General features: G+C 69.6%; 23 protein-coding genes and 1 pseudogene. 14 read left to right on the top strand and 10 right to left on the bottom strand.

The genetic code is table 11. The features are described 5' to 3' along the window. Positions 1-118: 118 nt before the first annotated feature. The 3 genes from LPC10_RS19695 (at position 119) to LPC10_RS19685 (ending at position 5524) form a co-directional block, all read left to right on the top strand. Positions 119-3352: an efflux RND transporter permease subunit gene (locus LPC10_RS19695; RefSeq protein ID WP_231343967.1), complete on the top strand. Its 3234-nt coding sequence runs from the start codon at positions 119-121 to the stop codon at positions 3350-3352. Positions 3353-3383: 31 nt separating this feature from the next. After that, entirely contained in the window at positions 3384-4667 is a 1284-nt protein-coding gene (locus LPC10_RS19690) for an efflux RND transporter periplasmic adaptor subunit (protein WP_231343966.1), read from the top strand. A 257-nt stretch (positions 4668-4924) separates the two neighbouring features. Further along, a complete protein-coding gene (locus LPC10_RS19685) occupies positions 4925-5524 on the top strand; it encodes a cysteine hydrolase family protein (RefSeq protein ID WP_231343965.1) in 600 nt (199 codons plus the stop codon). A gap of 4 nt (positions 5525-5528) precedes the next feature. On the opposite strand, the gene LPC10_RS19680 is transcribed toward LPC10_RS19685, so the two are convergent. After that, the gene (locus tag LPC10_RS19680) at positions 5529-5750 is read right to left on the bottom strand and encodes a hypothetical protein (protein WP_231343964.1); all 222 of its coding nucleotides are present in this window, start codon (positions 5748-5750) and stop codon (positions 5529-5531) included. Positions 5751-6064: 314 nt separating this feature from the next. On the opposite strand from LPC10_RS19680, the gene LPC10_RS19675 reads away from it, so the two are divergent. Next, positions 6065-7099: an aldo/keto reductase gene (locus tag LPC10_RS19675; RefSeq protein WP_231343963.1), complete on the top strand. Its 1035-nt coding sequence runs from the start codon at positions 6065-6067 to the stop codon at positions 7097-7099. 137 nt (positions 7100-7236) lie between these two features. Here LPC10_RS19675 and LPC10_RS19670 read toward each other — a convergent pair whose 3' ends face one another. The 3 genes from LPC10_RS19670 to LPC10_RS19660 are packed head-to-tail and all read right to left on the bottom strand — an operon-like array spanning position 7237 to position 7998. Further along, positions 7237-7455, bottom strand: coding sequence for a hypothetical protein (locus LPC10_RS19670; protein ID WP_231343962.1), 219 nt, complete (start codon positions 7453-7455; stop codon positions 7237-7239). A gap of 3 nt (positions 7456-7458) precedes the next feature. Further along, a complete protein-coding gene (locus tag LPC10_RS19665; RefSeq protein WP_231343961.1) occupies positions 7459-7692 on the bottom strand; it encodes a hypothetical protein in 234 nt (77 codons plus the stop codon). Between the two features lie 18 nt (positions 7693-7710). Beyond that, a complete protein-coding gene (locus LPC10_RS19660; RefSeq protein WP_231343960.1) occupies positions 7711-7998 on the bottom strand; it encodes a hypothetical protein in 288 nt (95 codons plus the stop codon). A 270-nt stretch (positions 7999-8268) separates the two neighbouring features. Here LPC10_RS19660 and LPC10_RS19655 point away from each other — a divergent pair, with 270 nt between their 5' ends. The 4 genes from LPC10_RS19655 to LPC10_RS19640 are packed head-to-tail and all read left to right on the top strand — an operon-like array spanning position 8269 to position 11493. After that, positions 8269-9438 carry an acyl-CoA dehydrogenase family protein gene (locus LPC10_RS19655; RefSeq protein ID WP_231343959.1) on the top strand — a complete coding sequence of 390 codons (1170 nt, stop codon included), beginning with the start codon at positions 8269-8271 and terminating at the stop codon, positions 9436-9438. Beyond that, a complete protein-coding gene (locus LPC10_RS19650) occupies positions 9435-10031 on the top strand; it encodes an SAM-dependent methyltransferase (protein ID WP_231343958.1) in 597 nt (198 codons plus the stop codon). The genes LPC10_RS19655 and LPC10_RS19650 overlap by 4 nt, the downstream gene beginning before the upstream one ends. Next, complete coding sequence (locus LPC10_RS19645; protein WP_231343957.1) at positions 10028-10753, top strand: cytochrome b/b6 domain-containing protein; 726 nt, start codon at positions 10028-10030, stop codon at positions 10751-10753. The genes LPC10_RS19650 and LPC10_RS19645 overlap by 4 nt, the downstream gene beginning before the upstream one ends. Continuing rightward, a complete protein-coding gene (locus tag LPC10_RS19640) occupies positions 10750-11493 on the top strand; it encodes a molybdopterin-dependent oxidoreductase (RefSeq protein WP_231343956.1) in 744 nt (247 codons plus the stop codon). Before LPC10_RS19645 ends, LPC10_RS19640 begins: the two co-directional genes overlap by 4 nt. A 225-nt stretch (positions 11494-11718) precedes the next feature. On the opposite strand, the gene LPC10_RS19635 is transcribed toward LPC10_RS19640, so the two are convergent. From LPC10_RS19635 to LPC10_RS19625, 3 genes are read right to left on the bottom strand one after another with little or no spacing between them, the layout of a single operon-like run. Next, positions 11719-12492, bottom strand: a complete 774-nt coding sequence (locus tag LPC10_RS19635) for an ABC transporter ATP-binding protein (RefSeq protein ID WP_231343955.1) — start codon at positions 12490-12492, stop codon at positions 11719-11721. Next, a complete protein-coding gene (locus LPC10_RS19630; protein ID WP_231343954.1) occupies positions 12489-13541 on the bottom strand; it encodes an iron ABC transporter permease in 1053 nt (350 codons plus the stop codon). The genes LPC10_RS19635 and LPC10_RS19630 overlap by 4 nt, the downstream gene beginning before the upstream one ends. Beyond that, on the bottom strand, positions 13538-14587 hold the full coding sequence (locus LPC10_RS19625) for an iron ABC transporter substrate-binding protein (protein WP_231343953.1): 1050 nt from the start codon (positions 14585-14587) through the stop codon (positions 13538-13540). The genes LPC10_RS19630 and LPC10_RS19625 overlap by 4 nt, the downstream gene beginning before the upstream one ends. 186 nt (positions 14588-14773) lie before the next feature. Between LPC10_RS19625 and LPC10_RS19620 the strand changes: the two genes are divergently transcribed. Next, positions 14774-15640, top strand: a complete 867-nt coding sequence (locus LPC10_RS19620; protein ID WP_231343952.1) for an alpha/beta fold hydrolase — start codon at positions 14774-14776, stop codon at positions 15638-15640. 81 nt (positions 15641-15721) lie between these two features. On the opposite strand, the gene LPC10_RS19615 is transcribed toward LPC10_RS19620, so the two are convergent. Next, a complete protein-coding gene (locus tag LPC10_RS19615) occupies positions 15722-16831 on the bottom strand; it encodes a hypothetical protein (protein ID WP_231343951.1) in 1110 nt (369 codons plus the stop codon). 1141 nt (positions 16832-17972) lie between these two features. Beyond that, the gene (locus LPC10_RS19610; protein ID WP_012455900.1) at positions 17973-18644 is read right to left on the bottom strand and encodes a hypothetical protein; all 672 of its coding nucleotides are present in this window, start codon (positions 18642-18644) and stop codon (positions 17973-17975) included. Between the two features lie 568 nt (positions 18645-19212). On the opposite strand from LPC10_RS19610, the gene LPC10_RS19605 reads away from it, so the two are divergent. From LPC10_RS19605 to LPC10_RS19595, 3 genes and pseudogenes are all read left to right on the top strand, one after another. Continuing rightward, complete coding sequence (locus tag LPC10_RS19605; RefSeq protein WP_017484323.1) at positions 19213-20667, top strand: tyrosine-type recombinase/integrase; 1455 nt, start codon at positions 19213-19215, stop codon at positions 20665-20667. Positions 20668-21101: 434 nt separating this feature from the next. Continuing rightward, the gene (locus tag LPC10_RS19600; protein ID WP_231343950.1) at positions 21102-21914 is read left to right on the top strand and encodes a hypothetical protein; all 813 of its coding nucleotides are present in this window, start codon (positions 21102-21104) and stop codon (positions 21912-21914) included. Between the two features lie 321 nt (positions 21915-22235). Further along, positions 22236-22376 (top strand): annotated as a pseudogene (locus tag LPC10_RS19595) (glutaredoxin); the annotation flags it as partial. Positions 22377-22434: 58 nt separating this feature from the next. On the opposite strand, the gene LPC10_RS19590 reads toward LPC10_RS19595, so the two are convergent. Continuing rightward, on the bottom strand, positions 22435-22662 hold the full coding sequence (locus LPC10_RS19590; RefSeq protein ID WP_012455897.1) for a hypothetical protein: 228 nt from the start codon (positions 22660-22662) through the stop codon (positions 22435-22437). Positions 22663-22925: 263 nt separating this feature from the next. Here LPC10_RS19590 and LPC10_RS19585 point away from each other — a divergent pair, with 263 nt between their 5' ends. Both LPC10_RS19585 and LPC10_RS19580 read left to right on the top strand, forming a co-directional pair. Further along, the gene (locus LPC10_RS19585; RefSeq protein ID WP_012455896.1) at positions 22926-23783 is read left to right on the top strand and encodes a DNA starvation/stationary phase protection protein; all 858 of its coding nucleotides are present in this window, start codon (positions 22926-22928) and stop codon (positions 23781-23783) included. Positions 23784-24150: 367 nt separating this feature from the next. Continuing rightward, on the top strand, positions 24151-24696 hold the full coding sequence (locus LPC10_RS19580) for a cytochrome b (RefSeq protein WP_012455895.1): 546 nt from the start codon (positions 24151-24153) through the stop codon (positions 24694-24696). Positions 24697-24700: the final 4 nt, after the last annotated feature.

The following is a 24700-nucleotide window of genomic DNA, read 5'->3' as shown; positions in this document are numbered from 1 at the left end:
GCACGCCTGTGTTTTGAGACGCAATCGGACATAGAACAGAAACAGTGGCCGTGCGGTATCCGCCGGCCCGACCCCGCCCGCGGCCCCGGCAGGCTTACCGGACATCGACCGGAGACCCATGGGACTCGTCCAGTACGCCCTCAAGTTCCGCATCACGACCTACGTGCTTGCCGTGCTGATGATGCTCGGTGGCGTCAGCGCCATCGTCGTGACGCCGAAGGACGTGCTGCCGGCGGTCGACATCCCCGTCGTCGTGGTGGTCTGGACCTATACGGGCCTGTCCGCGCCGGAGATGGAGAAACGGATCACGACCTATTCCGAGTTCGGAATCTCCAACAACGTCAACAACATCGCCCGGATGGAATCGACCAGCCTTCAGGGCACGTCGGTGATGAAGATCTATTTCGACCAGAGCGTCAGCATCGATCTCGCCATCGCCCAGGTCGTCTCCTCCACGAACTCGATCCGCGCGCTGATGCCGCCCGGCGTGCAGCCGCCGGTCATCGTGCGCTTCTCCGCCTCCTCGGTGCCGGTGATCCAGCTCGCGCTGACCTCGACCAAGGACAGCCTCAACAAGGTCTACGACTACGCTCAGTACCGCATCCGCCAGCGCCTGACCCAGGTGCCGGGCTCGACCCTGCCCTCCCCCTTCGGCGGCGCGCCGCGGCAGGTGATGGTCGATCTCGACCTCCACGCGCTCCAGGCGCTCGGGATGACGCCGCTGGAGGTCACCAACGCGATCACCTCGCAGAACCTCACGATCCCCTCGGGCCTGACCAAGATCGGTGAGCAGCAATACCCGGTGCAGATGAACGCGACGCCGGACGCGATCGCGGCGCTCAACGAGATCCCGATCAAGGTGGTCTCTGGCCAGCCGGTGCTGGTGCGCGACGTGGCCTATGTCCGCGACGGCGGCCCGCCGCAGGTCAACGTGGTGCGAGCCGACGGGGCCGCCTCGGTGCTGATGCGCGTGCTCAAGAACGGCACCGCCTCGACGCTGGACGTCGTCAACAACGTCAAGGCGGCGCTTCCCGACATCCGCGCGGCGGCCCCCGAGGGCATGGAGATCAAGCCGCTCTTCGACCAGTCGGTCTTCGTCTCGAACGCGATCGAGGGCGTGTGGCACGAGGCCGTCATCGCCGCCTGCCTCACCGGCCTGACCATCCTGCTCTTCCTCGGCTCGTGGCGCTCGACCCTGATCGTGCTCGTCTCGATCCCGCTCTGCCTGATGACCTCGCTGGCGCTGCTCGCCGCCCTCGGCCACACCATCAACGTGATGACGCTCGGCGGGCTGGCGCTCGCCGTCGGCATCCTCGTCGACGACGTGACGGTGGCGATCGAGAACACCTACCGCCTGTTCGAGGAGGGCAAGCCGTTCCGCAACGCCGTGGTCGAGGGTGCCGCCGGCATCGCCAAGCCGGCGTTGATCTCGACGCTCTCGATCTGCGCCGCCTTCGTCTCGGTCTTCGCGCTCACCGACACCCCGAAATACCTGTTCACGCCGCAGGCGCTCGCGGTCGTGTTCGCGATGCTGACCTCCTACCTTCTCACCCGCACTCTGGTGCCGGTGCTGATCGACGTGCTGGTCGCCCGCGAATACCTCCAGCACCATGGCGGCGAGGGCGACGCCCCGCGCCGCGGCCGGATCGAGCGGGCGCTCGTCTGGCTGCTCTCCCCCGTCTTCCGTTTGGCCGGCGCCTTCCGCCGCGGCTTTGAGGCGCGGTTCGAGCGGTTCCACCATGGCTATGTCGGGCTGCTGCACGCGGTGCTGCGCCATCCCATCGTGACGGTGACGACCGTCGCCCTGCTGTTTGCCGGCACCGGCGGGCTGTTCGTCTTCACGGGCCAGGACTACTTCCCGCAGGTCGAATCGAGCCAGATGACGCTCCACCTGCGCACCCGGCCGGGCATGCGCATCGAGACCGCCGAGCAGACCTTCGCCGCGGTCGAGAAGGTGGTGCGCGAGGTGATCCCGGAGGACGAGATCGACCAGATCCTCGACAACATCGGCTTGCCCTCGAACAACTACAACTTCGCCTTCTCCGACGGTTCGTTCGTCTCCTACAACGACGGGCAGATGCTGATCGATTTGAAGGACGAGCACGGACCCGTCGCAGAGTACCAGCGCCGCCTGCGCGAAATCCTGCGCGAGCGCTTCCCCGACATGATCGTCTACTTCCAGCCCTCGGACATCATCACCCAGATCCTCAATTTCGGTGTCATCGCCCAGATCGACGTGCAGGTCTCGGGCCGCAACACGGTCAAGGATCTGGAGGCCGCCCGGCGGATCGAGGCGCGGCTGAAGGAGACGCCCGGCCTCGTCGACGTGCACCTGCACCAGATCGTCGATACGCCGCAATTCTTCGTCGATGTCGACCGGCGGCTCGCGGCCGAACTCGGCCTGACCCAGCAGCAGGTCGCGCAAAGTCTCAACGTGTCCCTGTCGGGCTCCTTCCAGGTGAACCCGAACTTCTGGACCGACCCGAAGACCGGCATCCCCTACCAGCTCTGGGTCCAGACGCCGGAATACCGCAACGCCTCGCTCACCGCCCTGCAGAACACCCCGCTCTTTGCCCGCACGAGCGCCACCGGCAACGGCCCCGGCGCGCTGACGCTCTTGTCGAGCATCGCCACGATCACCCGCCAGCCGACGCAGACGGTGATCAACCACGTCAACACGCAGCCGACCTTCAACGTCTACGCCGCGGTACAGGACCGCGACCTCGGTTCGGTCGCCCGCGACATCGACCGGATCGTCGCCGAGGAGCAGAAGACGCTGCCGGCCCCCGACAAGATCACCGTGCGCGGGCAGATCGAGAACATGCGCGCCGCCTTCTTCCGGCTCGGGATCGGCCTCGGCATCGCGATCGTGGCGGTCTACCTCCTGATGGCGGTGAACTATCAGAGCTGGGGCGACCCCTTCGTGGTGCTGGCCGCTCTGCCCGTCGCCTTCTGCGGCATCGTCGCCAGCCTGTTCATCACCGGCACCACCTTCTCGATCCCCTCGCTGTTCGGGGCGATCATGTCGGTGGGCATCGCCTCGGCCAACTCGATCCTGCTCGTCACCTTCGCCAAGGAACACCGGGAGGCGACGGGCTGTTCGGCTAAGCAAGCGGCGATCGTCGCGGGCGAGACCCGCCTGCGGCCGGTGCTGATGACCGCGAGCGCGATGTTTTTGGGCCTGGTGCCGATGGCGCTCGGCACCGGCGAGGGCGGTGAGCAGAACGCGGCGCTCGCCCGCGCCGTGATGGGCGGCATCGCGCTCGGCACGCCCTCGACGCTTCTGTTCGTGCCGTTCCTCTACAGTCTGCTGCGGCGGGGCGAGGCCAAGCCGCTGGAGGATTACGTCTGATGCCTGTCCGTAACGTGCGAAGGATCGTCCCGTGAGCCAGCCCGGACGGACAGGCGAAGACACGAAAATCCCGCCCCCGCCGGGCAAGGGCGGCTTCGTGCTGGCCGGGCTGATCGTGGCGGGCCTCCTAGCTTACGGCGGCTACGGTCACTGGCAGCGGGCGGCCCGTGCCGAGGCGACGCGGGCCCGGCAGATCGAGTTCGTGCCGAAAGTGCGCACCGAGGAGGCCAAGCGCCTCGACGGGCCGGTCGAGCTGACCCTGCCGGGCCAGACCGAGCCCTTCGCCACAGCGCGGATCTACGCCCGCGCCACCGGCTACATCGCCGAGCGGCACGTCGATCTCGGCTCGCGGGTGAAGAAGGGCGACGTGCTCCTGCGCATCGCCGCCCCCGACCTCGACCAGCAGCTCGCCCAGGCCGAGGCGCAGCTCGGCCAGCTCGAGGCGCAGCTCCTGCGGGCGAAGGCTATGGTCGATCAGGCGCGTGCCAACGTGAACCTCGCCCAGGTCACGAACTCGCGCACCTCGACGCTCGCCGGCCAGGGCTGGGCCTCGAAGCAGAACGCCGACAACACCCAGGCCGGCGTGCTCTCGCAAACGGCGAACCTCGCCTCGGCCGAGGCCGACGTGAAGGTGGCCCAGGCCAACATCAAGGCGCAGCAGGCGACCGTGGGGCGTCTCAAGGCGCTGACCGGCTTCGAAATCGTCACCGCACCCTTCGACGGGGTGGTGACGACCCGCAACGTCGATGTCGGCGACCTCGTCCAGGCCGATGCCGGCTCGGGCACGCCGCTCCTGTCGATGGACCGGGACGATGTGCTGCGCATTTCGGTCAACGTGCCCCAGAACGCGGCGGTCGGCGTGCAGCCCGGCATCTCCGCTCGGATCAAGGTGCCGCAGATGCCCGACCGCAGCTTCTCCGGCGAGGTCGAGCGCAGTTCGGTGGCGCTGCTCGCCGCCTCGCGCACCCTGACGACCCAGGTCGATGTGCCGAACCCTGATCTGACCCTAAGGCCCGGCCTGTTCGTCTACGTGACCCTGGCGATCCCCCGCACCGGGGGGGCGACGGTGGCGGTGCCCGCCGAGGCCCTGGTGTTCAACCAGTCCGGCACCCGCGTCGCGGTCGCCGGCGCCGAAGACCGCGTGACCTGGACCGAGGTCCATATCGCCCGCGACAAGGGCACCCTGGTCGAGGTGGACAAGGGCCTCTCGGGCGGCGAGCGTCTCGTGCTGAGCCCGCCGGCCGACCTGAAGGACGGCGGGCGCATCGCCCCCCAGCCGAAATCGGACAAGCCGATGCAGGCCGCGCAGCGATAGGCGCGCGCAGCGCCGCTTCCTCGCATCGCCAACCCGCTCCCTCATCCTGAGGTGCCGGAGCGAAGCGGAGGCCTCGAAGGATCCTCCAGAATGCGCTGTGATTTCTGGATTCCTCCTTCGAGGCCGCTGCGCGGCACCTCAGGATGAGGTCGCGGGTGGGATCGGCAGGCGCCCGTTGGACCTTTCAGCAGGTTGCGCCGGTGGCCTTGCTCGGCTCACATCCCGGCCGGAAACGGATTCCACAACAAGGGCCACCCATGACCGACCTCAAGACGCTTCGCAGCCTGTCCGGCCTGCCGCCGGAGCCCGCCGCCCTCTCGGGCTCAGGCTTGGTGATGATCGATCTGCAGAACACCTACCGCGAGGGCGTGATGCGCCTGGAGGGCGTCGAGCCGGCGATCCGCGAGGCGAAGGCGCTGCTGGAGCGGGCGCGGAATGCGGGCATCCCGGTTTTCCACGTCCGCCACGATGCCGGGCCGGGCTCGCCCTACGACGTCACCGCGCCCATCGGCCAGATCAGCGACGAGGTCGCCCCGCGGGACGGGGAGCCGGTCATCACCAAGGCCTATCCGAGTTCCTTCGTCGGCACCGATCTTCAGGCGCAGTTGGAGGCGGCCGGCGTCAAGGACGTGATCCTAGCCGGCTTCATGACGCATATGTGCATCAACTCGACCGCGCGAGGCGCCTTCAACCTCGGCTTCCGCCCGACGGTCGTGGCCGCGGCCACCGCCACGCGCGCCCTGCCGGGTCCGGACGGCACGACCGTCCCGGCGGCCGCGCTCCAGGCCGCAAGCCTCGCGGCGCTCGGCGACCTGTTCGCGGTGGTCGCGCCGGATGCGGCGGCGATCCGCGGGTGAGGGCTCAGGCCGCGCGGGACTGCGCGGCCTCTTCCACCGCCGGCCCGCCGAACATGCGCTGGTAGAGCGCGGCGGGGCTGTGGCTGCGGCCTTCCGAATCGACGATGCGGACATCGTTCAGGCCGGAGGTGGTCAGCGACAGGCCCTGCTCCAGGGCGCTCAGCAGCGAGCCGTGCTGCCAGGAATAGGTCCGCGACGCGGTGCCGGCGCTGACGGTGAAACTCACGGACAACTTCCTAATGTTGGTGCCGGCTGGCGACGATGCCGCCGGATGTGATGAAAGAAAGGGCAGCCCGCGTCCGGGTTCCTAAAACTTGATCTTTAATAGTGGCTCTTGGTTGACGAAGTCTTTGCGGAAGCTGTCCCTTTCGGTGGCGGAACCGCGGGCGCCCGATGGCGGTATGATGGCAGCGGCGCCATTCGCGCCCCGCAGGGCGTCCACCTGTTCCGGTGCGTTGCCGGACCACGCCCGGCCCCTCAACACGGCGGCGCGCGGTCTCGCGGCGGGCCGCTTCCCGACAGCCACAGCGGAGTGATTCCATGGAATACCGGCAGTTCGGACGCTCGGGCCTCAAGGTGCCGGTGCTCAGCCTCGGCGCCGCCACCTTCGGCGGCACGGACGCGTTCTTCCAGAACTGGGGCAGCACCGACGTGGCGGAGGCGAGCCGCCTGATCGACGTCTGCCTCGATGCGGGCGTCAACTTCATCGACACCGCCGACCTCTATTCGAGCGGAGACTCGGAAAAGATCCTCGGTGCAGCGATCAAGGGCCGCCGCGACCGGCTGCTGATCTCCACCAAGGCGACCTTCCGGGTGGGCGAGGACGTCAACGCGGTCGGCTCGTCGCGCCACCACCTGATCCGCGCCTGCGAGGCGAGCCTTAAGCGGCTCGGCACCGACCATATCGACGTCTATTTCATGCACGGCTTCGACGCGCTCACCCCGGTCGAGGAGACCCTGCGGGCGCTCGACGACCTCACCCGTGCGGGCAAGATCAGCTATATCGGCGCCTCGAACTTCTCCGGATGGCAATTGATGAAGGCGCTGGCGACCTCGGAGAAGGAGGGGCTCGCCCGCTACGTCGTCTATCAGGGCTACTACTCGCTGATCGGCCGCCATTACGAGTGGGAGCTGATGCCGCTCGGCCTCGACCAAGGCGTCGGCCTGATGGTGTGGAGCCCACTCGGCTGGGGCCGGCTCACCGGCAAGATCCGGCGCGGGCAGGCAGCCTCGGGCGGGCGCCTCTCGACGGCGGGCGGTGCGGAGGGCGGGCCCACCGTCTCCGACGCGTATCTCTACGACGTGGTCGATGCCCTCGACGCGGTCGCCGCCGAGACCGGCAAGACCGTGCCGCAGGTGGCGCTGAACTGGCTGCTCAGCCGCCCGACCGTGTGCAACATCGTCGTCGGCGCCCGCAACGAGGAGCAGTTGAAGCAAAATCTCGGTGCGGTCGGCTGGTCGCTCAGCCAGGACCAGATCGCCCGCCTCGACGCGGCGAGCCGGGAGCACCCGATCTACCCCTACTGGCACCAGATCGGCTTCGACGAGAGGAACCCCAAGCCGACGGCTTGGTGAGGCGATCCGGACTCCGTCATCGCGAGCGGCAGCGAAGCGATCCAGAGCGCGACCTTTTCAGAAAGCGCAGCGCCCTGGATTGCTTCGGCTCCGCCTCGCAATGACAACGGTGCTCGACCGCTCGGGCCAAGCCGCCTTCACATGCTGATCTCGGGGCCGTGCTTGTCGCCGTCGTCCGGCACGGGGCCGGGCTCGCCCTCCCAGGGCAAGCTCTGCCAGGGCGGCTGGCCGGCGCGGGCCTCGTACGCCTCCAGGGTCAGAGTCGTCTGCCCGCCCTCCCCGTCCTGAACCCGGACATGGCTCGGGCGCGGCTGCTTCGGCGGGCACAGGAACAGGCCCTTGAACGAGGTCGCCATCGTCTAATGACCCTCCGGCTGCTCGCCCTGGGGCGCGTGGTGCGCGCGCACCGGACGAGCCCGCAGATAGCCCTTGAAGCGCAGATATTCGGCGACGATCTCGCAGATCGCCCGGTCCCGCGGCAGGCGCTCGACCGCGCAATGCTCGTCCAGCGCCGCCACCACCTCCGGCGGGAAGGTCAGGATGCCGGCGAGCTTCGGCTCGCCGGAGGGATCGTCGTGTTCGGTGTCGCTCACGCTGTCGTCCTCCCCTGCCTACACGCCAGACCCGACCGGCGGCACGCCCTGTTCCGGCGTCGGCACGACGCCGAGCCCATCCGCGTCGCCGGGGCGGGTGGCGCCGAGGCGCCGCAGCAGCGCCTCGTAGGTCTGCACCGCCGGGGAATCATCCTGAAGCGCGCGGGTATCGGCGAGAAGCCGCCGCACGTCCTCCACGAACAGGTCGCGTGCCTGCCCGCCCCCCGGGCTCGCCTCGAACAGGCGGCCGAGCGCCAGCTCGAACACGCCCATCAACAGGCCGAGCCGCTCGGTGTCCTCCGCCATCGTCCTCTCCGGATGCTGCGCCGAACCGCGTCCCTCGTCCGGCTGAAGGCTTGAACGCCGGGAATGCGCCCCGCGGTTCCGACGCCGCGCGCCCGGTGACGAATCCAATCTGCCGCAACCGCACCGCATGGGAAGACGCCGTCCGCGCTCTAATCTATGTTGTCGCACCTCTCGCGCGAGACGTGCGGCCCCCGCCAGTGGACTGACGTTGCCCGCCCGGGCGCCGGCGCCATCGGACGGATTGTTCTCGTCTCGAACCCTGAGCCGCTCTTGCCGCCCCACGCGCTCCTTCCCCTCGCTCGGCCTCCGGCACCCGATGACGGACTGTGCGGTGGGCTGGGCGACGAGGCGGAGGACGCGCATGGCGGCTTTCCCACCCGAGCCATCGCCCGGCTGCGTCGGTCCGGGCTCCTGTCCGCTCCCCTGCCCGCGGCGCTCGGTGGACGCGGCCTGTGCGAGCCGGGCCGGGTCGATGCGCTTCGAGGGCTGCTGACGGAGATCGGCCGCGACGACCTCGCGGTCGGGCGGCTTTACGAGGGGCACGTCAACGCGCTCGCGCTGGTGCTGCGCTACGCCGACGAGCCCGGCGCCTGGCGGCTCGCCCGCGACGCGGCGCAGGGGCATCTCTTCGGCGTGTGGAACACCGAACCGGCCGAGGGCGGCCTCGTCCTCGACGGTGCGGGCGGCCTCCACGGCTCGAAGAGCTACGCCTCGGGGGCGGGCTTCGTCACCCGTCCGCTCGTGACGGCGCGGATCGCCGACGGGCGTCGGCTGATGCTGGTGATGCGCCTCGAACCGGGCGCACGGGCCGATCTGTCGGCGTGGCGTGCCCACGGCATGCGGGCGTCGGCCACCGGCACGGTCGACTTTTCCGGCCTCGGCCTTCGGGACGGCGAGGTGATCGGTGCGCCCGACGATTACGGGCGCCAGCCGTTCTTCTTCGCCGGGGCGTGGCGCTTCCTGGCGGTCCAGCTCGGCGGGATCGAGGCGGTGATCGAGACGCACCGGGCGCATCTCGTCGCCACCGGCCGGGCCGAGGATCCGCACCAGCAGGCGCGGTTCGGGCAGGCCATGGTCGCGGCGGAGACGAGCCGGCTGCTCGTTGCCCGCGCGGCCCGGATCGCCGCCGCGGAAGCCGGCCCGCCCGAACGGGTCATCGCCTATGTCAATCTCGCCCGCGCCGCGGTCGAGCAGGCGGGGCTCGACGTGATCGCCCTGGCGCAGCGCTCCATCGGGCTTGCGGGCTTCCTCGAGAGCCATCCCCTGGAGCGCCTGATGCGCGACCTCGCGACCTATCTGCGCCAGCCGGCCCCGGATTTCGCCCTGGCCGGCATGGCCGCCCATGCGCTCGCCGCTGGCGAGCCGCTCCACGCGCTTTGGCCCGATCCGGGGCTCGACGAGGGCGCCGCCCTCCCGCGCGTCGCGGAGGCTGTGGGATGAGCGGCCGGCGCACGGAGACGCTGCCGGAACGCTACTTCGCGGAGATCTACGCCTCCGATCCCGATCCCTGGCGCTTCACCTCCAGCGCCTACGAGGCCGAGAAGTACGACGCCACGCTTCGCGCCCTGCCGCGGGCGCGCTACGCGAACGCCCTGGAGGTCGGCTGCTCCATCGGCGTCTTCACCCGGGCGCTCGCCCCCCGCTGCGGGGCGCTGACCGCCCTCGACATCGCGGAGGCCGCGCTCGATGCCGCGCGGGTGCGCTGCGCCAAATATCCGCATGTCGGCTTCCTCCGCGGCGCGGTGCCGGAGGTCTGGCCGGAGGGCCGGTTCGACCTCATCGTCTTCGGCGAGATGCTCTACTTCCTGAGCCCGGCGGATCTGGCCCGCCTCGTCGCGCGGGTGGAGGCGAGCCTGGAGCCGGGAGGCGAGTGTGTCCTCGTGCACTGGCTCGGCGAGACGGATTATCCGCTCTCCGGCGACGCGGCGGCGGAGGGCTTCATCGCGGGCGCGGCCCGGTTCTGCCGGGTGCTGCCCGGCTTGCGCACGGAGGCCTACCGCCTCGACGTGCTGCGTCGGGCGGACAGGCCATGACGACGGCGATGACGGCGCGTGCGGAAGAAAAAGCCGTCCGGCGCCACCCGCTCTGGGTGCGCCTGACCCACTGGATCAATGCCGGTGCCTTCGGGGCGCTTCTCGTCAGCGGGTTTGCCATCCTGCTCGCCCTGCCTCGGCTGTTCTGGGGCGAGACCGGCGCCAATGGCGCCCCGGCCTGGATCGTCCTGCCGTTGCCGGTGAACCTCGAACAGACCGGCTGGGGCCGCAACCTCCACTTCCTGGCCGCCTGGATCTTCGTGCTCAACGGCGCGCTCTATCTCCTTCTCGCGCTGGCGAGCGGGCACCTCCTGCGCCGCCTGGCGCCCGACCGCGACCAGCTCCACCCCCGGCACGTCGCCGCCGACATCCGCGCGCACCTGCATCTCAAGGGGCCGGGCGTGGCGCGCCGCTACAACGTGCTCCAGAAACTCGCCTATCTCGCCGTCATCCTCGTGCTGGCGCCGGTGATGCTGCTCTCGGGGCTGACCATGTCGCCCGGCGTCACGGCGGCCTATCCGGAGCTGTTCACCCTGTTCGGCGGCCGGCAATCGGCGCGCACGATCCACTTCCTGTCGGCGGCCCTGTTCGTCGGCTTCCTCCTCATCCACGTCTGGCAGGTGCTCGCCAACGGGCCGCTCGACCTGATGCGGGGCATGATCACCGGGCGCGCCGCCCGGCCGGAATCCGGACCGGCGATGCCGGAGGAGCACCCGCGATGAGCGATCTCACCCGCCGCAGGCTGATGCTCGGTTCCTCGGCACTCGGGCTCGGCGGCCTGCTCGGCGGCTGCGAACTGATCGAGAACGGCCCGCGCCGCTCGGGCCTTTACGGCCTGAGCGACACCCTGACGCTCGCCACCCAGCGCTTCCTGCTGCGTGACCAGCCGCTGGTGCGGGAATTCGGGCCGGAGGCGATCTCGGCGGTGTTTCCCACCATCAACACCACCGATCCCGACAACCTGGACTACCGGCGCTCGAAGGCGATCGGATTCTCCGACTGGCGCCTGCCGGTGAGCGGCCTCGTGGAGCGGCCCGCCGCCTTCACACTGGCCGAACTGAGGGCGATGCCGGCCCGCACGCAGGTGACGCTGCACGCGTGCGAGCAGGGCTGGTCGGCGATCGGCGGCTGGACCGGGGTGATGCTCTCGCATGTGCTGGCGAGCGTCGGGTTGAAGCGCGAGGCGCGCTTCATCGTGATCCGCACGGTGGACGGCTGGTGGGACACCTACGACCTGTTCGACGCCCTGCACCCGCAGACGATTCTGGCCTACGGCATGAACGGCGGCGATCTGCCCGTGGCCCACGGCGCGCCGGTCCGCCTGCGGGTGGAGCGCCAGCTCGGCTACAAGTCGCTGAAATACCTCGCCAGCATCGAGGCCACCGATCGGGTCAACGGGCTCGGCCAGGGCCGGGGCAGCATGGTCTCGGAACTGGGGTTTTCCTGGTACGCGGGGATTTGACGCGGCTTCCGTCTGATCGGTTCGGTTCAACCCCCACAACCATCATTCCGGGGCGCCGAAGGCGAACCCGGAATCCATGACTGGGCACGGTGCGATTGCTCAGCGCGCATCACGGGTGGATCCCGGGTTCCGCTCCGCGGCCCCGGGATGACGGCAGGAGGCGGCACCGAAGAGATCGGACGGAAACGATGCGCCGGCCTCCGAGCAATCCGCTTGGCCCCAGCCTCACCCGATCAGCGGCGTGCAGACCGTCCGCCCCTGCCCCGGCAGCGGCACCACCGCAACCTCGACCCCGTAGAGCAGTCGGAGATGCTCCGGCGTCACCGTCCCTGTGGGCGGCCCCAGCGCGACGAGGCGCCCGCCATGCAGCAGCGCGACCCGGTCGGCGCAGAGGAAGGCGTGGCCGGGATCGTGGGTCGAGAGCACCACGGCGATCCCGGCTTCCGACAGGCGCCGCACCTGGGCCAGCACCCGCGCCTGATTGCCGAAATCGAGGCTCGCGGTCGGCTCGTCCATCACCAGGAGCCGCGGCTCGCCGGCGAGTGCCCGGGCGATCAGCGCGAGCTGGCGCTCGCCGCCGCTGATCTCGGTGTAGATCCGCTCCGCCAGATGGCCGATGCCCAACGTCGCCAGCGTCCGCTCGGCCGCGGCGCGGTCGGCCGGGCCGGGGCTGGCGAAGGCGGGAAGCCGGCTCGCGCGGCCCATCAGCACCACCTCGCGCACGGTGAAGGGGAAGAAGGCGGCGTGCGCCTGCGGCACGTAGGCGATTTTTTTTGCCACTTCGCGACGTGGCAACTCCGATAGGTCGGTGCCGTCCAGCTGGACGCTCCCGGCGAGCGGACGCAGCAGGCCGAGCATCGTCTTGAACAGCGTGGTCTTGCCGCCGCCATTGGGCCCGAGCAGGCAGAGCGCCTCCCCCTCTCCCACGGTCAGACTGACCCCGGAGCCGACCGCGCGGGCGCCGTAGCCGAAGACGAGATCCCGAACCTCCAGGATCATGCCCAGCCCCGCTTTCCCGCGGCCAGCAGCCAGAGGAAGAACGGCGCACCGACGAGCGCCGTGAGGATGCCGAGCGGCACCTCGATCGTGGCCAGGGTGCGAGCCATCAGGTCGACCGCGGTGAGGTAGCCCGCGCCGAGCAGCATCGAGGCCGGCAGCAGGCGGCGGAAATCCGGCCCCACCAGAAGCCGGGCGACGTGCGGTACGATCAGCCCGATCCAGCCGATCACCCCCGTCACCGAGACCGCGGCGGCGGTCACCAGCGTCGCGCCCGCCACCAGGAGCGGGCGCAGCCGGCGCGTCTCGAGCCCCAGCGCGCGGGCCTCCTCGTCACCGAGGCTCATCAGGTTCACGCGCCAGCGCAGCAGCACCAGGGGCGTGAGCCCGAGCACCATTGCCGGCAGGATCGCGGCGATGTCGCCCACCGTGACGGAGGCGAGGCTGCCGAGCAACCAGAAGGTGATGGCGGGCAGTTGGTTGTAGGGGTCGGCGAGCACCTTGAGCAGCGAGATCCCGGCGCCGAGCAAGGCCCCCACGGCAACGCCCGCCAGCACCAGCGTCAGCACCGGATCGTGCCGCCGCACCGCCAGCCCGACGCCGTAGACGGCGCCGACCGCAGCGAGCCCGCCGGCGAAGGCGAGCCCCTGGATTGCCGCCACCGGCAGGGCGAGCACGATGCCGAGCACCGCGCCGAGGCTCGCGCCGGCCGAGACTCCGAGAATGTCGGGCGAGACGAGGGGATTGCGAAACAGCCCCTGATAGGTCGCCCCCGCCGCCGCGAGCCCGGCTCCGACCACGAGCGCTCCGAACACCCGTGGCAGGCGCACGTTCAGCACCACGGTCTGCGCGGCGGGGTCGAGCGAGGCGGTTTGGCCGAAGAGCTTGGCGACGAGCACCCAAGAAACGTCGGCGAGCGGCACGGGGTAGCGGCCGATCCCGAGCGAAACCAGCACGAGGAGGATCAGCGCGGCCGGCGCCAGGATCGCCAGTGGCAGGAGGCGCCGCCGTGCGGAGGGGGGCGATACGACGGGGCTCGCGGCCTCGCTCACCGGGTCGGCCCCGGCCCGGCGGCGTCGCGCAGGAGACGGTCGAGCTGCGCGGGCGTGAGATCGACCCGGTAGAACTGCCGGTAGAAGTCGCGCACGGCATCGCCCAGCGTCTGCGAAAACTGCTCGGGGAAGAACAGCCCGGCGAGCCAGCGCAGGCCGATCAGGCGGTTGACCCCCGGCGGCGCATCGACCCAGCCGAAGGGCAGCGTCGGGATGGCGTGGACGCGGCCCTCGCGCACCGCCTTCAGCCCGTTCCAGAGCGGATCGGCGGCGGCGAGCTTCGGGAAATCGGGATCGAGGGCGATGATGATGTCCGGGTTCCAGACCAGCACCTGCTCGGGCGACACCGCGGCGAGCCCGCCCGCGCCGGGGCCGGCGACGTTGCGTCCGCCCGCCGCCTCGATGATCTCGGTGTTGATCGAGCCGGACAGGCCCGTCTCCAGCCCGCGGGGGCCGCGGCCGTAATAGACGCGCGGGCGCTTCTCCTCCGGCACCGCGGCCACCGCCTCGGCCACGGTCTTCAGGATCTTCTCCGCCTCCGCGGCCAGCGCCTCGCCGGCCTCGGGCGTGCCGATGAGCCGGCCCAACGTCCGGTAGGTCTCGGGCGTCGCGGTGAAGCTCCCGTCGAGCAGCAGGTAGGGAATGCCGGTCTGCGCCTGAACCCGGTCGGCCAGCGAGGCGTAGGTCGCCGCCGTGCTGCCGACATCGACGATGAGGTCGGGCTTGAGCGCCAGAACCGCCTCGACATTGGCGCTGCCGCCCCGCCCCGTCAGCCGCCCGGTGGCGGGCAGGTCGCGCAGCGCGGGGCTCAGGAATTCGCGCTCCTCCGGGCTCGGCGCACGCGGCCAGCCGATCATCTTGTCGGGCGCCAGGGTGGAGAGCAGCACCGCCGCAGGCGGCCCGGCGGCGAGGACCCGGATCACCCGCTCCGGCACCTCGACCCGGCGCCCGGCGGCGTCGGTGAAGGGCCGGGCCGCCGCGAGGCAAGGCCACAGGAGGACTGGCCATAGACAGGCGAGCGCGAGAAGGCAGCGGAGCAGCGGCATCGGGGCAAGGCGTCTCCCGTGGTCGGACACTAGCTATAGAGCATCGTCCCGAAAGGTGGGGCCGACTTGTCTGAAAAGACGATGCGGGACCATGCTCGATCGCGTTCGCGCCCGAACCGCGCCGGCCCTCTCGGGTTGGCCGAGCACCCCTATCCCCAACGATCCTCCGCGAGCTTGCCCCGAACGATGCCTGATCCGGCCGTCAGCCACCGCCATATCGACCTCCGGGGTCTGCGCCTGCACGTCGCCGAGGCGGGGCCGGCGGACGGGCCGCCGACGATCCTGCTTCACGGCTTTCCCGAATTCTGGTTCGGCTGGCGGCACCAGATCGCTCCGCTCGCAGGAAGCGGCCTTCGCCTCCTGATCCCCGACCAGCGCGGCTACGGCCTGAGCGACCGGCCCAAGGGAATCGCGGCCTACCATCTCGACCGGCTCGCTCAGGACGTGATCGCGCTCGCCGATGCCTGCGGGCTCGCGCGCTTCAACCTCGTCGGGCACGATTGGGGCGGGCTGGTCGCGTTCTGGGTGGCAAGCTTCCACCCTGAGCGGGTCGAGCGGCTCGCCGCGCTGAACGCCTGCCATCCGGGCGTGTTCGGCCCCTATCTCCGGCGCCATCCGGGGCAGGCCCTGCGCAGCGCCTATGCCGGCTTCTTCCAGCTTCCCCTGCTGCCCGAGCGGCTGCTGAGCGCGCGCCGGGGGCATCTCCTGCGGGCGCTGATGCGCGGTTCGAGCCGGGCCGGCACCTTCAGCGAGGCCGATCTCGACCGCTACGCACGGGAATGGCTGCGCCCCGGCGCGGTCACCGCGATGCTGAACTGGTACCGGGCGCTGGCCCGCCTGCCCCGCGAGCGCCACCCGCCGAAGATCGCCGCGCCGACGCTGATCCTGTGGGGTGAGCGCGATCAGGCGCTCCAGACCGGGCTCGCCGAGGCGAGCCTGGCTCTGTGCGAGCAGGGCCGCCTGGAGCGTTTTCCGCAGGCGACCCACTGGGTGCAGCACGACGCGCCGGACGCGGTCAACGCGGCGCTGATCGCGTTTTTGCGGTCGTCTTGAACGGACGAGTGCCGGGGCTCTGCCCCGGCACCCCGCCAAAGGGATGATCCCTTTGGATTTCCGATCCTGCGGAAGAGGCCGTCAGCGACCGCTCATGCCGGCGCCGCCGCGCGAGCCGGACTCCATCCCGCCGCGCTGCTCACCGCCGCGGTTGCCGCCCGTGCTGCCCATGCCGCCGCCCTGCTCGGAGGCGTTGCGGACGCCGCCGCGTTCGTTGCCCTCGCCGCGCATGCCGACATTGCGCATGCCCTCGCCGCCTCGGCCCTGCTCCATCGAACGGCCGCCGCGCTCGGTGCCGCGGGTCTGATCGGAGGCGCGCATCTCATTGCGCATCTCGTTGCGCTCGCTGCCGCGGGTCTCGCTGCTACGGCTGCGCAGGTCGGTCCGGGTCTCGGAGCCACGGACTTCGCTGCGCTCGCGGAAGCCCGCGTTGACCGTTCCGCCGCGCCGCTCGGTGGTCGAGACGGTGGTGGAGAGGCGGCGGTACTCGGGCGAGCCGTAGAGGACGCGCTGGCCGCGGATCGTCACGTAGCGGCGGCTCTCGCCGACGCTGACGAGGCGGCGATATTCCGGCGAGCCGTAGATCACCCGCTGGCCGCGGATGGTGACGTAGCGGCGCGGACCGGTGCTGCGGCGCTCGGTGACGATCAGACGGCGGTATTCGGGCGAGCCGTACACGACGCGCCGACCGCCGATGAACACGTAGCGGCCCTCGCGGTGAAAGCCGCCATCGACGGTGGTGGAGCGCACATCGGTCCGGCTGTTGACACGCGTGCGGTCGTGCGTGCGATCCTGGATCCGGTCGGTCCGCTCGGCGCGGGTGCGGCTGTCGCGGATGGTGTCGCTGCGCTCGGCACTGTCGCGGCCGGCCCGGCCATCCATGTTGCGCTCCGAACCGCGCTCGCCGCGCGCCATGTCGCCGCGCGCCGCCTCGCCCCGGCCGGCTGCGCTGCGATCCTGATCGCCCCGCGCGGCACTGCGCTCGGCACCCATGGCACCTCCGCCGCCGCGCGCCTCGCTCCCTCTGGCGTCCATGCCGCCGCGTGCGCCGCCCGACATTCCGGGTTGTCCGCCGGCCTGCTCGGTGCCGCCCCGCATACCGCCGCGCTCGGCTCCCCCGGTGGCCGCGCTCTGAGCGTAGACTGACGTGCTCATCAGCAGCGCGGCAAGACCCATGGCAATCGTCTTCATGGCGTTCCCTCCGAAACTTGAGACGCCTCAAAACGTCACAAGTGTCGAAAGGGTTCTGAGAAAAATGCGCGAACGGAAACTGCCCGATCCGGCGCACTGTTCTTGATGTATGTGAACGAGCTTGGCTGTAGAGACCGGAAGAGGGCTCGGGCGATGCCTTTTGTTCTTGCCAAAAGGGTGCTGCGCGAGACCGTTTCGCTCTTTGGTTGCCGCAGAACTGACAAGGTATCCCTACGTCGTTCAGCATCGAACGACGCGTTCTGCCGCTGGCCCAACCCGAGACGAGTGTCTGCGAAGGTTCGAGCCTCAACCGCTACGGAGTTGCCCGGCTTGCCAGCAGCAAGCTCTTCTCGCAACCCGAACGCATGCCGCCCGAGGGCCGACTCATGATATGCTGAATGTGCCGAATTTAGGCCGGCTCACCCGCCAACCCTTTGCCACCATAGCGCTTTCCACGTCGGGAAAACTTGGTGGAGCTGAGGGGACCGTTACCCCGGTCGGAGCTAAGCCATTGAACTGGAAAAATACTCTTTCCCCTCCGTGACTTGTCGGGAGATGGCTTGGGAGGGCCATGGGATTTATGGATCCTTGGGCCTCGTCCTACCACCGCCAGGGGTTCCCCGCCTCGGATGGGGATCAGCGGCCTTCGCCGCCAGATCCCGCGGTCATGCTCGACCCGGTCCGTCGTGGTTCCATCCAGCTCGGATGCCGGAGCGGCGACGCTTCGAGAGCCCCACCCCGGAACAACGCATCGACGTGTTCGTGTGTAGGGACAGCCTCGCCCTCGTGCGAAGCGCCGCACGGGTCAAGGGAGCGGCCTTCGCCGGCGTGCCTGTTCTGCCTTGGAGCATGCGCGTTCGCGGTCCGTGATACGGCAGGGGTCCGTTCGACGCGTTTCACCGCCCCGGCCTGATCGGACCGTTCTTGGGTTGCGACAGCGCCGTCGTTCGTCCGCCTGAGGAGGGTGGCAGACCGCGAAGCCTGCCGACCGTCCTCGATCCCGGGCGCGTGCAGGTCATGCCGCCTCCGTCGTCCCCGGCGAGAACCGCAAGCCCATGTGCCGATGGCCCGTGTGACCCCGGGTCGGCAATGCCACGCCGCTCGCCCGCGACTACGGGTGAAGCCGAACGCGAAGGCCGGTTCAGGATGCCTGGCTCATCGCGCCGCGTCCGTCGCCGTAAATGAGCCAAGCTTGCTCGGCCTGGACGCGGTCGAGGAACCGGAGGGCCACGGTTCTGGTGGGAACGCCCTTGGTGCCCTGGCTGATGAGCATGAGCCGGCCTTCGCCCTTGGCCAGCATCTTGCCGACGCCACCGGGAGAGGATGGGTCCGACCAGACCGCGTGCACCACGTCGGCCCGGAGGAAAAGGTCTTCCACGGTCACCTTTCCGTCCCTCACGAGATCGCCGTTTCGGTTCGCCTCATCGACAAGGCGGCGCATCTCGGTCGTGTTCGCACGCAGCAAGGCCGCGACTTCAGGAGAGGGTTGCGCAGTTCCTGGCAAGGTGGTGGACCCGTCGCCGAAGGCATCGTTCAACGCCTCCGCCATGAAGCGGTCGATGCATGGAACCGCGGTCACCTTCCCCTTGAGGCGGCCGGACTTCTCCATACGCCGGCCCACGCGCTTCCCCTTGACGAGGATCACGTGCGGGACGCCCGATCCCTCCCCGTCCGGGAACACGGCCCAGGCACAGTCAGCCGACCCGACGAGCGAGCGCATGTATTCCATGCGTTCCCGAACGGGTAAGGCGTTCAACGCCTGAGCGTGCTTGTTGGCCATTCCGGTTAGCTGTGCCAGGAGCCGCTGGTCCATGTATCCCCCCAAGTTGCGAACAGGGTGCACGGAACAAGACTCGCAGTCGTGAACGCCCAGGCTACCCGCGCCGCAAAAACGATGGCGTGGTTGAGAGCGCGTAACCGGACTCGGACCCTGTGGGCGCTGCTGCATACCCGCGTCGGCACGGTCGCGAGGCTTCCGGAGAAACCCACATCCATATCCCGGTGTATGAGGCGCCCCTCGGCGCGTGATGCGTCCTGCCAAAAGGGAGCAAAGCACCGGCATGACGGTCCGGTCGTGTCATCGGCCCTGCATCTCGCTGGGCATGAAGTGACATGAGCTCGCTCTCGCCGACGCGCATCGGTCCTAGCTGCGCGCCGGGCGGTGGCCATCGTTTCTTATCTACGGTATAATTATTCGCCCACGACTAGCACGGCGACCGGCTTGGGGACCGGGGCGGAGCCGGTTGGCAGCAGCACGACGCGTTAGTGTTGGATCAAGGTACTCGCCCCATCATCGACACTGCAGCGGACCGACGATTGACTGTCTGAGGTGCCCGGCATCCCGCTTGGCAGGAGTGAAGCGTCGCCGCGCTGGGCTCCGCATGGAGTACGTCTTGGCCCGCACGCCCGACCCGAAGAAGGCTTACCTGGAATTGCACGGCGGTACGTGGCGGGTCACGGTCTCGGTTCCGGTACCGGTGCGGCGCGCCCTCGGGGCCACGAAGCTCGTGCACAATCTCGGCACGGACAGCCTCAGGGAGGCGAACGTGCTCAAGAGGAAGCACGTGGAGCGCTTCAAGCGGCGGATCGCGGAGGCCATGGAGGCGGTGGGGCGCCCCGGCGTGGACGACATGAAGATCGCCGTTGAGTTCTCGAAGGTCGCCGAGGAACTCAAGCGGAACGGCAGTGCCGAGGATTGGCAGGAGTTTCAGGAGGCGGTCTACGAGCGCCATGCGGAGATCCGCTGGAAGGACGCGCGTTGGGTCAGGGTCGAAGATCCCGAGGAAGGTCCGAACGAGGTCGAGGAGGCGCTTCCCGAGCAGACCGAGAAGGCCATGCTCTTCTCGGCGATCTCGCACGGTCGGGCGACTCCCGTCGACCTGATGCACGAGGACTACCGCAAGCAGCTCTTCGTCAAGGACCGGACCCGGGCGGACGACGCCCGCGCGCTGCGTTTCCTGCAGGAATGGTGCAAGCGCGAGCGCATCCCGGCCACGCTTCAGGAGATCGACGTGAGGCGCGCGCACGCCTTCGCCGACGCGCTGGTCGAGATGACCGGCCTCCACCACGTGACGCTCAACAAGTACATCGGCCGGCTCTCCGGCTACTGGCAGTGGATGGTGCCGAGGACGGCGGCCGTGTCGGGCAACGTGTTCGCCAACGTCCGCCTCAAGGGCCCGAAGGAGAAGCACGACCAGAAGGAGAGGCCCTTCAAGGACAGTGAACTCGCGGACCTGCTCCGCGGGCCCGCCCCGCCGAAGCTGCGAGACCTGATGCTGATCGGGGCGCTGACCGGGGCGCGGCTCGACGCCATCGTCGACCTGAAGGTCCGCGACACGGCGTACAATTGCTTCCTGTTCAAGCCTCAGAAGCAGGAGGCGTCGGCCCGCTACGTCCCGATCCATGCCGACCTGGCGGAACTCGTCGCCCGGCGAACGGCCGGCAAGCAGCCCGAGGACGACCTTTTTCCGGAATGGCCCCCCGTCAAGAAGGCCGACTCGATGCGCGAGCGCAGCTTCAAGGCCTCGAACCGGTTCACGGAATACCGCCGAAGCGTCGGGGTCGACGAGGTGGTGCCCGGCAAGCGGCGGTCCCTGGTGAATTTCCACTCCTTCCGGCGCTGGTTCAGCAGCCGCATGGAGCAGGCCGGGGTGCCGGGCGAGATGATTTCCGCGATCGTCGGGCACAAGCGCAGCAGCATCACCCTGGACGTATACAGCGAGGGGCCGCACATGCGCGCGGCGCGTCGAGCCATCGCCAAGCTCAAGTTGCCCCCGCTGGACGGCAGCCCGATCCGCGATGAGATGACCCTCAGGCCGCGGGCGCATCCCAGGTAGGGCGCGGTTTCGACGGGCGGTCGGGCGCATCCGGCATCCGCACGGGCAGCCGTCCGCGCGACCGGCTTGCTCCGTCCCCCCCAGGAACCGTTACGGGCAGCGGGTCTCGCCTCGCCCATCGGCGTCGCCCTCGCGTGATGGCCTCGTCCCGGGAGCAAGCGCCTGGGCGTCGCGAGCCACGCGACGTGACCCAAGGTCATTTGTCTGCATCCTGGAGGTTTGCGGTAACCTTCATGACGGCTTCGGGTCGGCTCCGCGCCACCGCCACCTTGTCGCAGGTATTATACTGATGGTATAAATAAGCGTCGCAGGGGGCGAGGTTCGAGCGTGCACTGACGGAGGTGGCAATGGTCGTGGGGTTCTTTTCTGACGATGGTTCCGCTCTTTACGCCGCGCTGTTGGCCAGCTGCGGGCTCGCGTGCGTAGGACGGTTCATGACCGTCATCGACGGACACGAGATCGGGCGGCCGACCTGCGGTCCATCCATGGAGGACGCGGCGGCATCCCGGGCGGACATGTCCGCGATGCTCGCGCGGGCCGCGGCCGGCGGCCAAGCCGACGTCGGCTTCGTCGCCCCGCTCGGCTTCCTGCATGAGGGCGGCGTCTGGACCCACCTCGACGTGGCCGTGGTCTCCGGAGGGGACCCCCTGCAAGCCAGGCGCGCTAGGCGGTCCGCCGGTCACGCTGCCGGCGGAGAGCTCGCGTCCGGCGCGAAGCGTCGGGACGCATCCGATCGCTGCGCGCGGCGCCCGTGGCTCCTGACGTTCGGGGCGGGGCGGCCTCATGGGCCTGCCGCATCGCCCAAGCATGGCCTGCAGGGACGCGGCACCGAAGCCGCCGCGAGGACGCTGCCGGTCCGGGTGCCTTTGCCCGGCCGATCCGTGAAGGCCGCCATGGACCGCGGGCTTCCGACGCTTGAGACCCTACGCATCGGGATCCTGCTGGCGGCGACCTTTGAGGTCGCCGCTGCGGTTCCCGACGCGGCCGCTGTCGAACTCGCGACGATGTCCGACCTGATGTCCCCGGCATCCCATCCGGCTGACCAAGCCCTGGCCGGACGCCTGTCCGATCTGGCGGATCGGCTGGACGACATCGAACGGGCGCTGGGTACGCCGGCATCGCCGGCCGCCTCCAACAGGCGGGATCGGGGCATGCGGAGGATTGCCAGGTCCTGTCGCGACGCCGTCCCGGAACTGCCGGCGGCATCCTGGCCGACGGGCAGCGCATCCGCTGCCGGACCTCGATAGCCGGAATCGCTTCCCGCTACGCGACCGTGCGTCGACACCTGACCCGCCGATCCGGTCTCAAGAAACGCTCCGCCCCTGCCCGATCCGGTTCCGGTAGGGGCGCGAGCCGGCCACGCTGCGTCGGGCGCCCGCTGCGCCCCGCCCAAAGTGGCATCCGAATGGGACAACCAAGTGGGCGCGATGGGCGTCAAGGCCGACGCTCGGATGCCACGCGCGCAGGGTATCGGGTCAGCGCAACCTCATACCCGGCCTCGAAGTCGCGAAACCGCACCCCCGCGGGGCTCGCTCGCAGCGCCCGCTTAGACTCAGTCTCGGTGTTCAAAGGCGGTCCATCTCGACAAGTGCGACATCAAGTGCGCCTGCGTGGGCGGGTCGAGCAAGGTCCCGCTCGGCTTCGTCCCGCTCACCGAGAACGTGATGATGGTCGTTATGGCCTTCTGGATGCTGGCGATGCACCGTTGAGTGTCTTGCGCACCACCCTGGGAACCACCTGCCCCGCGCGAGAACCGGGGCGTAGACCTCAAGCCGGGTCGAGTTCGTTGACCAGCGTCGAGAGGTAGAGGGCGATCCGCCGGCTCGCCGCCGGGTCGGGGGCCGCGACCGAAAAGCCCACGTCGAGGATGTCGTCGCCGTAACGCCTCATCACCGACTCGGCCATCAGCGCGACCTCGCGCTCCGCCTGCGCCGTCAGGACCCGACGTCCGTCGCGGGTCGCCAACCGCACCTCGAAGCGCCGCGTGGACGTCAACGGTTTGCTCCCCTCGGGCGAGGCCGCCCGTCAGCGCGCCCGACGATGAGGTCAAGCAATGAACGGCCTCCGGAAACCTATCCGAAAACGCTCCCGTGACATGGCCGAGACCTCGCCAGGGGACAAGCGGGGCAGGAATCCCCGGTGCCTAAATTCGGGTTCATACCGGAACGAGGGGGAGGCCGTGTTCGTCCCAGCTAGGGCTTCCCGGCTGCCCGAAGGCGTGCGGGACCTCACCCAATGCAGCGTTCCCAAGGTTCCCGATGACCCGTCCGATCCACGCCCTGGCGGCCATGCTCCTCCTGGCCTCGACCGTGCTCACACCAGCCCTGGCACGCGAGGCCGCCCCAGCCTCAACCCCCGCCAAGGCGGTCGCCCCCTCCGCCGCACAGATCCTGGCGCGCATGCAGGTCGCCCAGGAAACCACCGCGACCCAGCCCGCGGGTTCACAGGGCCCTAGCAACAAGACCGAGGGCGTTCGCCAGTCCTCGCAGACCCAGGTGACAAGCCGCCAGCCCCTCGGGGCATTCCCGACGAACGAGGTCAGCCGCCAGCCGGTCATCGACCTCGGTGCCGGCGAGGAGGGCATGAAGAAGGACGTCGCCGCCCTTCAGCAGACCCTGACCGAGTTGCAGCAACTCCAGTTGCAGACCAAGCAGGCGCACTGGAACGCATCGGGCACCCTGTACTACCCGCTGCACCTCCTGCTGCAGGAGCACTACGAGGGCCTGTCGAAGTACGCCGACACCATCGCCGAGCGCCTCCTCGCGGTCGGCGTCTCGGCCGACGGGCGCGCGAACACCATCGTGAAGACTTCCGGCGTGCCGGAGATTCCCGGCGGCTTCCTCGACGATGCGCAGATCCTCGTGTGGTTCACCAACGCCTACAAGCGCGTCGGCGAGGAGGTGCACGCGGCCATCAAGACGACCGAGGACGTCGACCCCACCACGTCGAACCTGCTGCAGGAGGTCGAGCACGGGATCGCCAAGTACCAGTGGCAGATGCGGGCGCAGCTCCAGCGGACGCACACCGACCCGAACACCGGCTGGGACCTCAACGACAACAAGCCGGTCGACCTGCAGGGCCAGCAGGCTCCGGCCCAAACACCCGCCAAGCCCTGACGACAGCCAACCCCGCGCCGTCAGGCGCGGGGTTTCCCCTTGACCCGCGATCAGTTTATATTAATTCCAAACTAGAGATGCGCCCCCGGGATCGAACGACGCCTCAGCCTCCCCTCACGCCCGGCCAGCGAGCCATGTTGCTCCGGCTCGACCGGGAGGGACCGCTCGTCTCGCCCAAGCCCTGGGAGATGCGCACGGTCCGGTCCCTGAGGGAACGCGGGTTGATCCGCCCGCGGCTGTCGAGCCGGGACCCGGAGGGTCTCTGGTTCATCAGCGCCAAGGGCAGGCGAGCCATAGCCCCGGCGGGTCCAGCCGTCGGCGACCGTCATCCCCCGGCAGCATCACCGGCGTAGGCAGGATCTCGACCATGAATGCACCCGACGATACGACACGGCCGACGGCGAGATACGACGGCGGCACCATCGCGCTGCATTGGTTGACCGCGGCGCTCGTGCTCGGCCTATGGCTGGTCGGGACGTTCCTCGAAGACCTTGTCCCAAAGAGTGCCCTGCGCTCCGGCATCTGGTCGGCCCATTTCGACCTGGGCTTCGTCCTCACCGGCCTCGTCGTAGCCTTCCTCATCTGGCGGCGGGCCCGGGGCCGCGACCTGCCGGTCGATGACCCTGGGCCCCTTCATCGCCTGGCGAAGGCGACCCACGCCGCGCTCTACGTCCTGCTGCTGGTCATCGTCGGCCTCGGCATCGCCAACGCCTTCGTGCGCGGTGTCTCCCTCGGCCCGGTCAGCCTGCCGCAGATCGGCGACCCGGAGTGGCGGCGGCCCCTGACTCACTGGCACGGGTTGGCCGCCAACGTGCTGATGGTCCTGGCCCTGTTCCACGCGGTCGCCGCCCTCGTGCACCACTACCTCTGGCACGACGCCGTCCTGCGCCGCATGCTGCCCCGGGGATCCTGACGCC

The organism is Methylorubrum sp. B1-46 (assembly GCF_021117295.1).
In the GTDB taxonomy this organism is placed as follows: domain Bacteria; phylum Pseudomonadota; class Alphaproteobacteria; order Rhizobiales; family Beijerinckiaceae; genus Methylobacterium.
This window is presented reverse-complemented; position numbering and strand designations above follow the sequence as displayed.

Bases quoted from the DNA above. Each gene is read 5' to 3' on its own strand.
- LPC10_RS19635 (WP_231343955.1), bottom strand. From the start codon at position 12,492: ATGATCCTGGAGGTTCGGGATCTCGTCTTCGGCTACGGCGCCCGCGCG.
- LPC10_RS19580 (WP_012455895.1), top strand. From the start codon at position 24,151: ATGAATGCACCCGACGATACGACACGGCCGACGGCGAGATACGACGGC.
- LPC10_RS19695 (WP_231343967.1), top strand. From the start codon at position 119: ATGGGACTCGTCCAGTACGCCCTCAAGTTCCGCATCACGACCTACGTG.
- LPC10_RS19640 (WP_231343956.1), top strand. From the start codon at position 10,750: ATGAGCGATCTCACCCGCCGCAGGCTGATGCTCGGTTCCTCGGCACTC.
- LPC10_RS19660 (WP_231343960.1), bottom strand. From the start codon at position 7,998: ATGGCGGAGGACACCGAGCGGCTCGGCCTGTTGATGGGCGTGTTCGAG.
- LPC10_RS19620 (WP_231343952.1), top strand. From the start codon at position 14,774: ATGCCTGATCCGGCCGTCAGCCACCGCCATATCGACCTCCGGGGTCTG.
- LPC10_RS19675 (WP_231343963.1), top strand. From the start codon at position 6,065: ATGGAATACCGGCAGTTCGGACGCTCGGGCCTCAAGGTGCCGGTGCTC.
- LPC10_RS19605 (WP_017484323.1), top strand. From the start codon at position 19,213: ATGGAGTACGTCTTGGCCCGCACGCCCGACCCGAAGAAGGCTTACCTG.
- LPC10_RS19685 (WP_231343965.1), top strand. From the start codon at position 4,925: ATGACCGACCTCAAGACGCTTCGCAGCCTGTCCGGCCTGCCGCCGGAG.
- LPC10_RS19615 (WP_231343951.1), bottom strand. From the start codon at position 16,831: ATGAAGACGATTGCCATGGGTCTTGCCGCGCTGCTGATGAGCACGTCA.
- LPC10_RS19585 (WP_012455896.1), top strand. From the start codon at position 22,926: ATGACCCGTCCGATCCACGCCCTGGCGGCCATGCTCCTCCTGGCCTCG.
- LPC10_RS19650 (WP_231343958.1), top strand. From the start codon at position 9,435: ATGAGCGGCCGGCGCACGGAGACGCTGCCGGAACGCTACTTCGCGGAG.
- LPC10_RS19645 (WP_231343957.1), top strand. From the start codon at position 10,028: ATGACGACGGCGATGACGGCGCGTGCGGAAGAAAAAGCCGTCCGGCGC.
- LPC10_RS19670 (WP_231343962.1), bottom strand. From the start codon at position 7,455: ATGGCGACCTCGTTCAAGGGCCTGTTCCTGTGCCCGCCGAAGCAGCCG.
- LPC10_RS19610 (WP_012455900.1), bottom strand. From the start codon at position 18,644: ATGGACCAGCGGCTCCTGGCACAGCTAACCGGAATGGCCAACAAGCAC.
- LPC10_RS19625 (WP_231343953.1), bottom strand. From the start codon at position 14,587: ATGCCGCTGCTCCGCTGCCTTCTCGCGCTCGCCTGTCTATGGCCAGTC.
- LPC10_RS19600 (WP_231343950.1), top strand. From the start codon at position 21,102: ATGACCGTCATCGACGGACACGAGATCGGGCGGCCGACCTGCGGTCCA.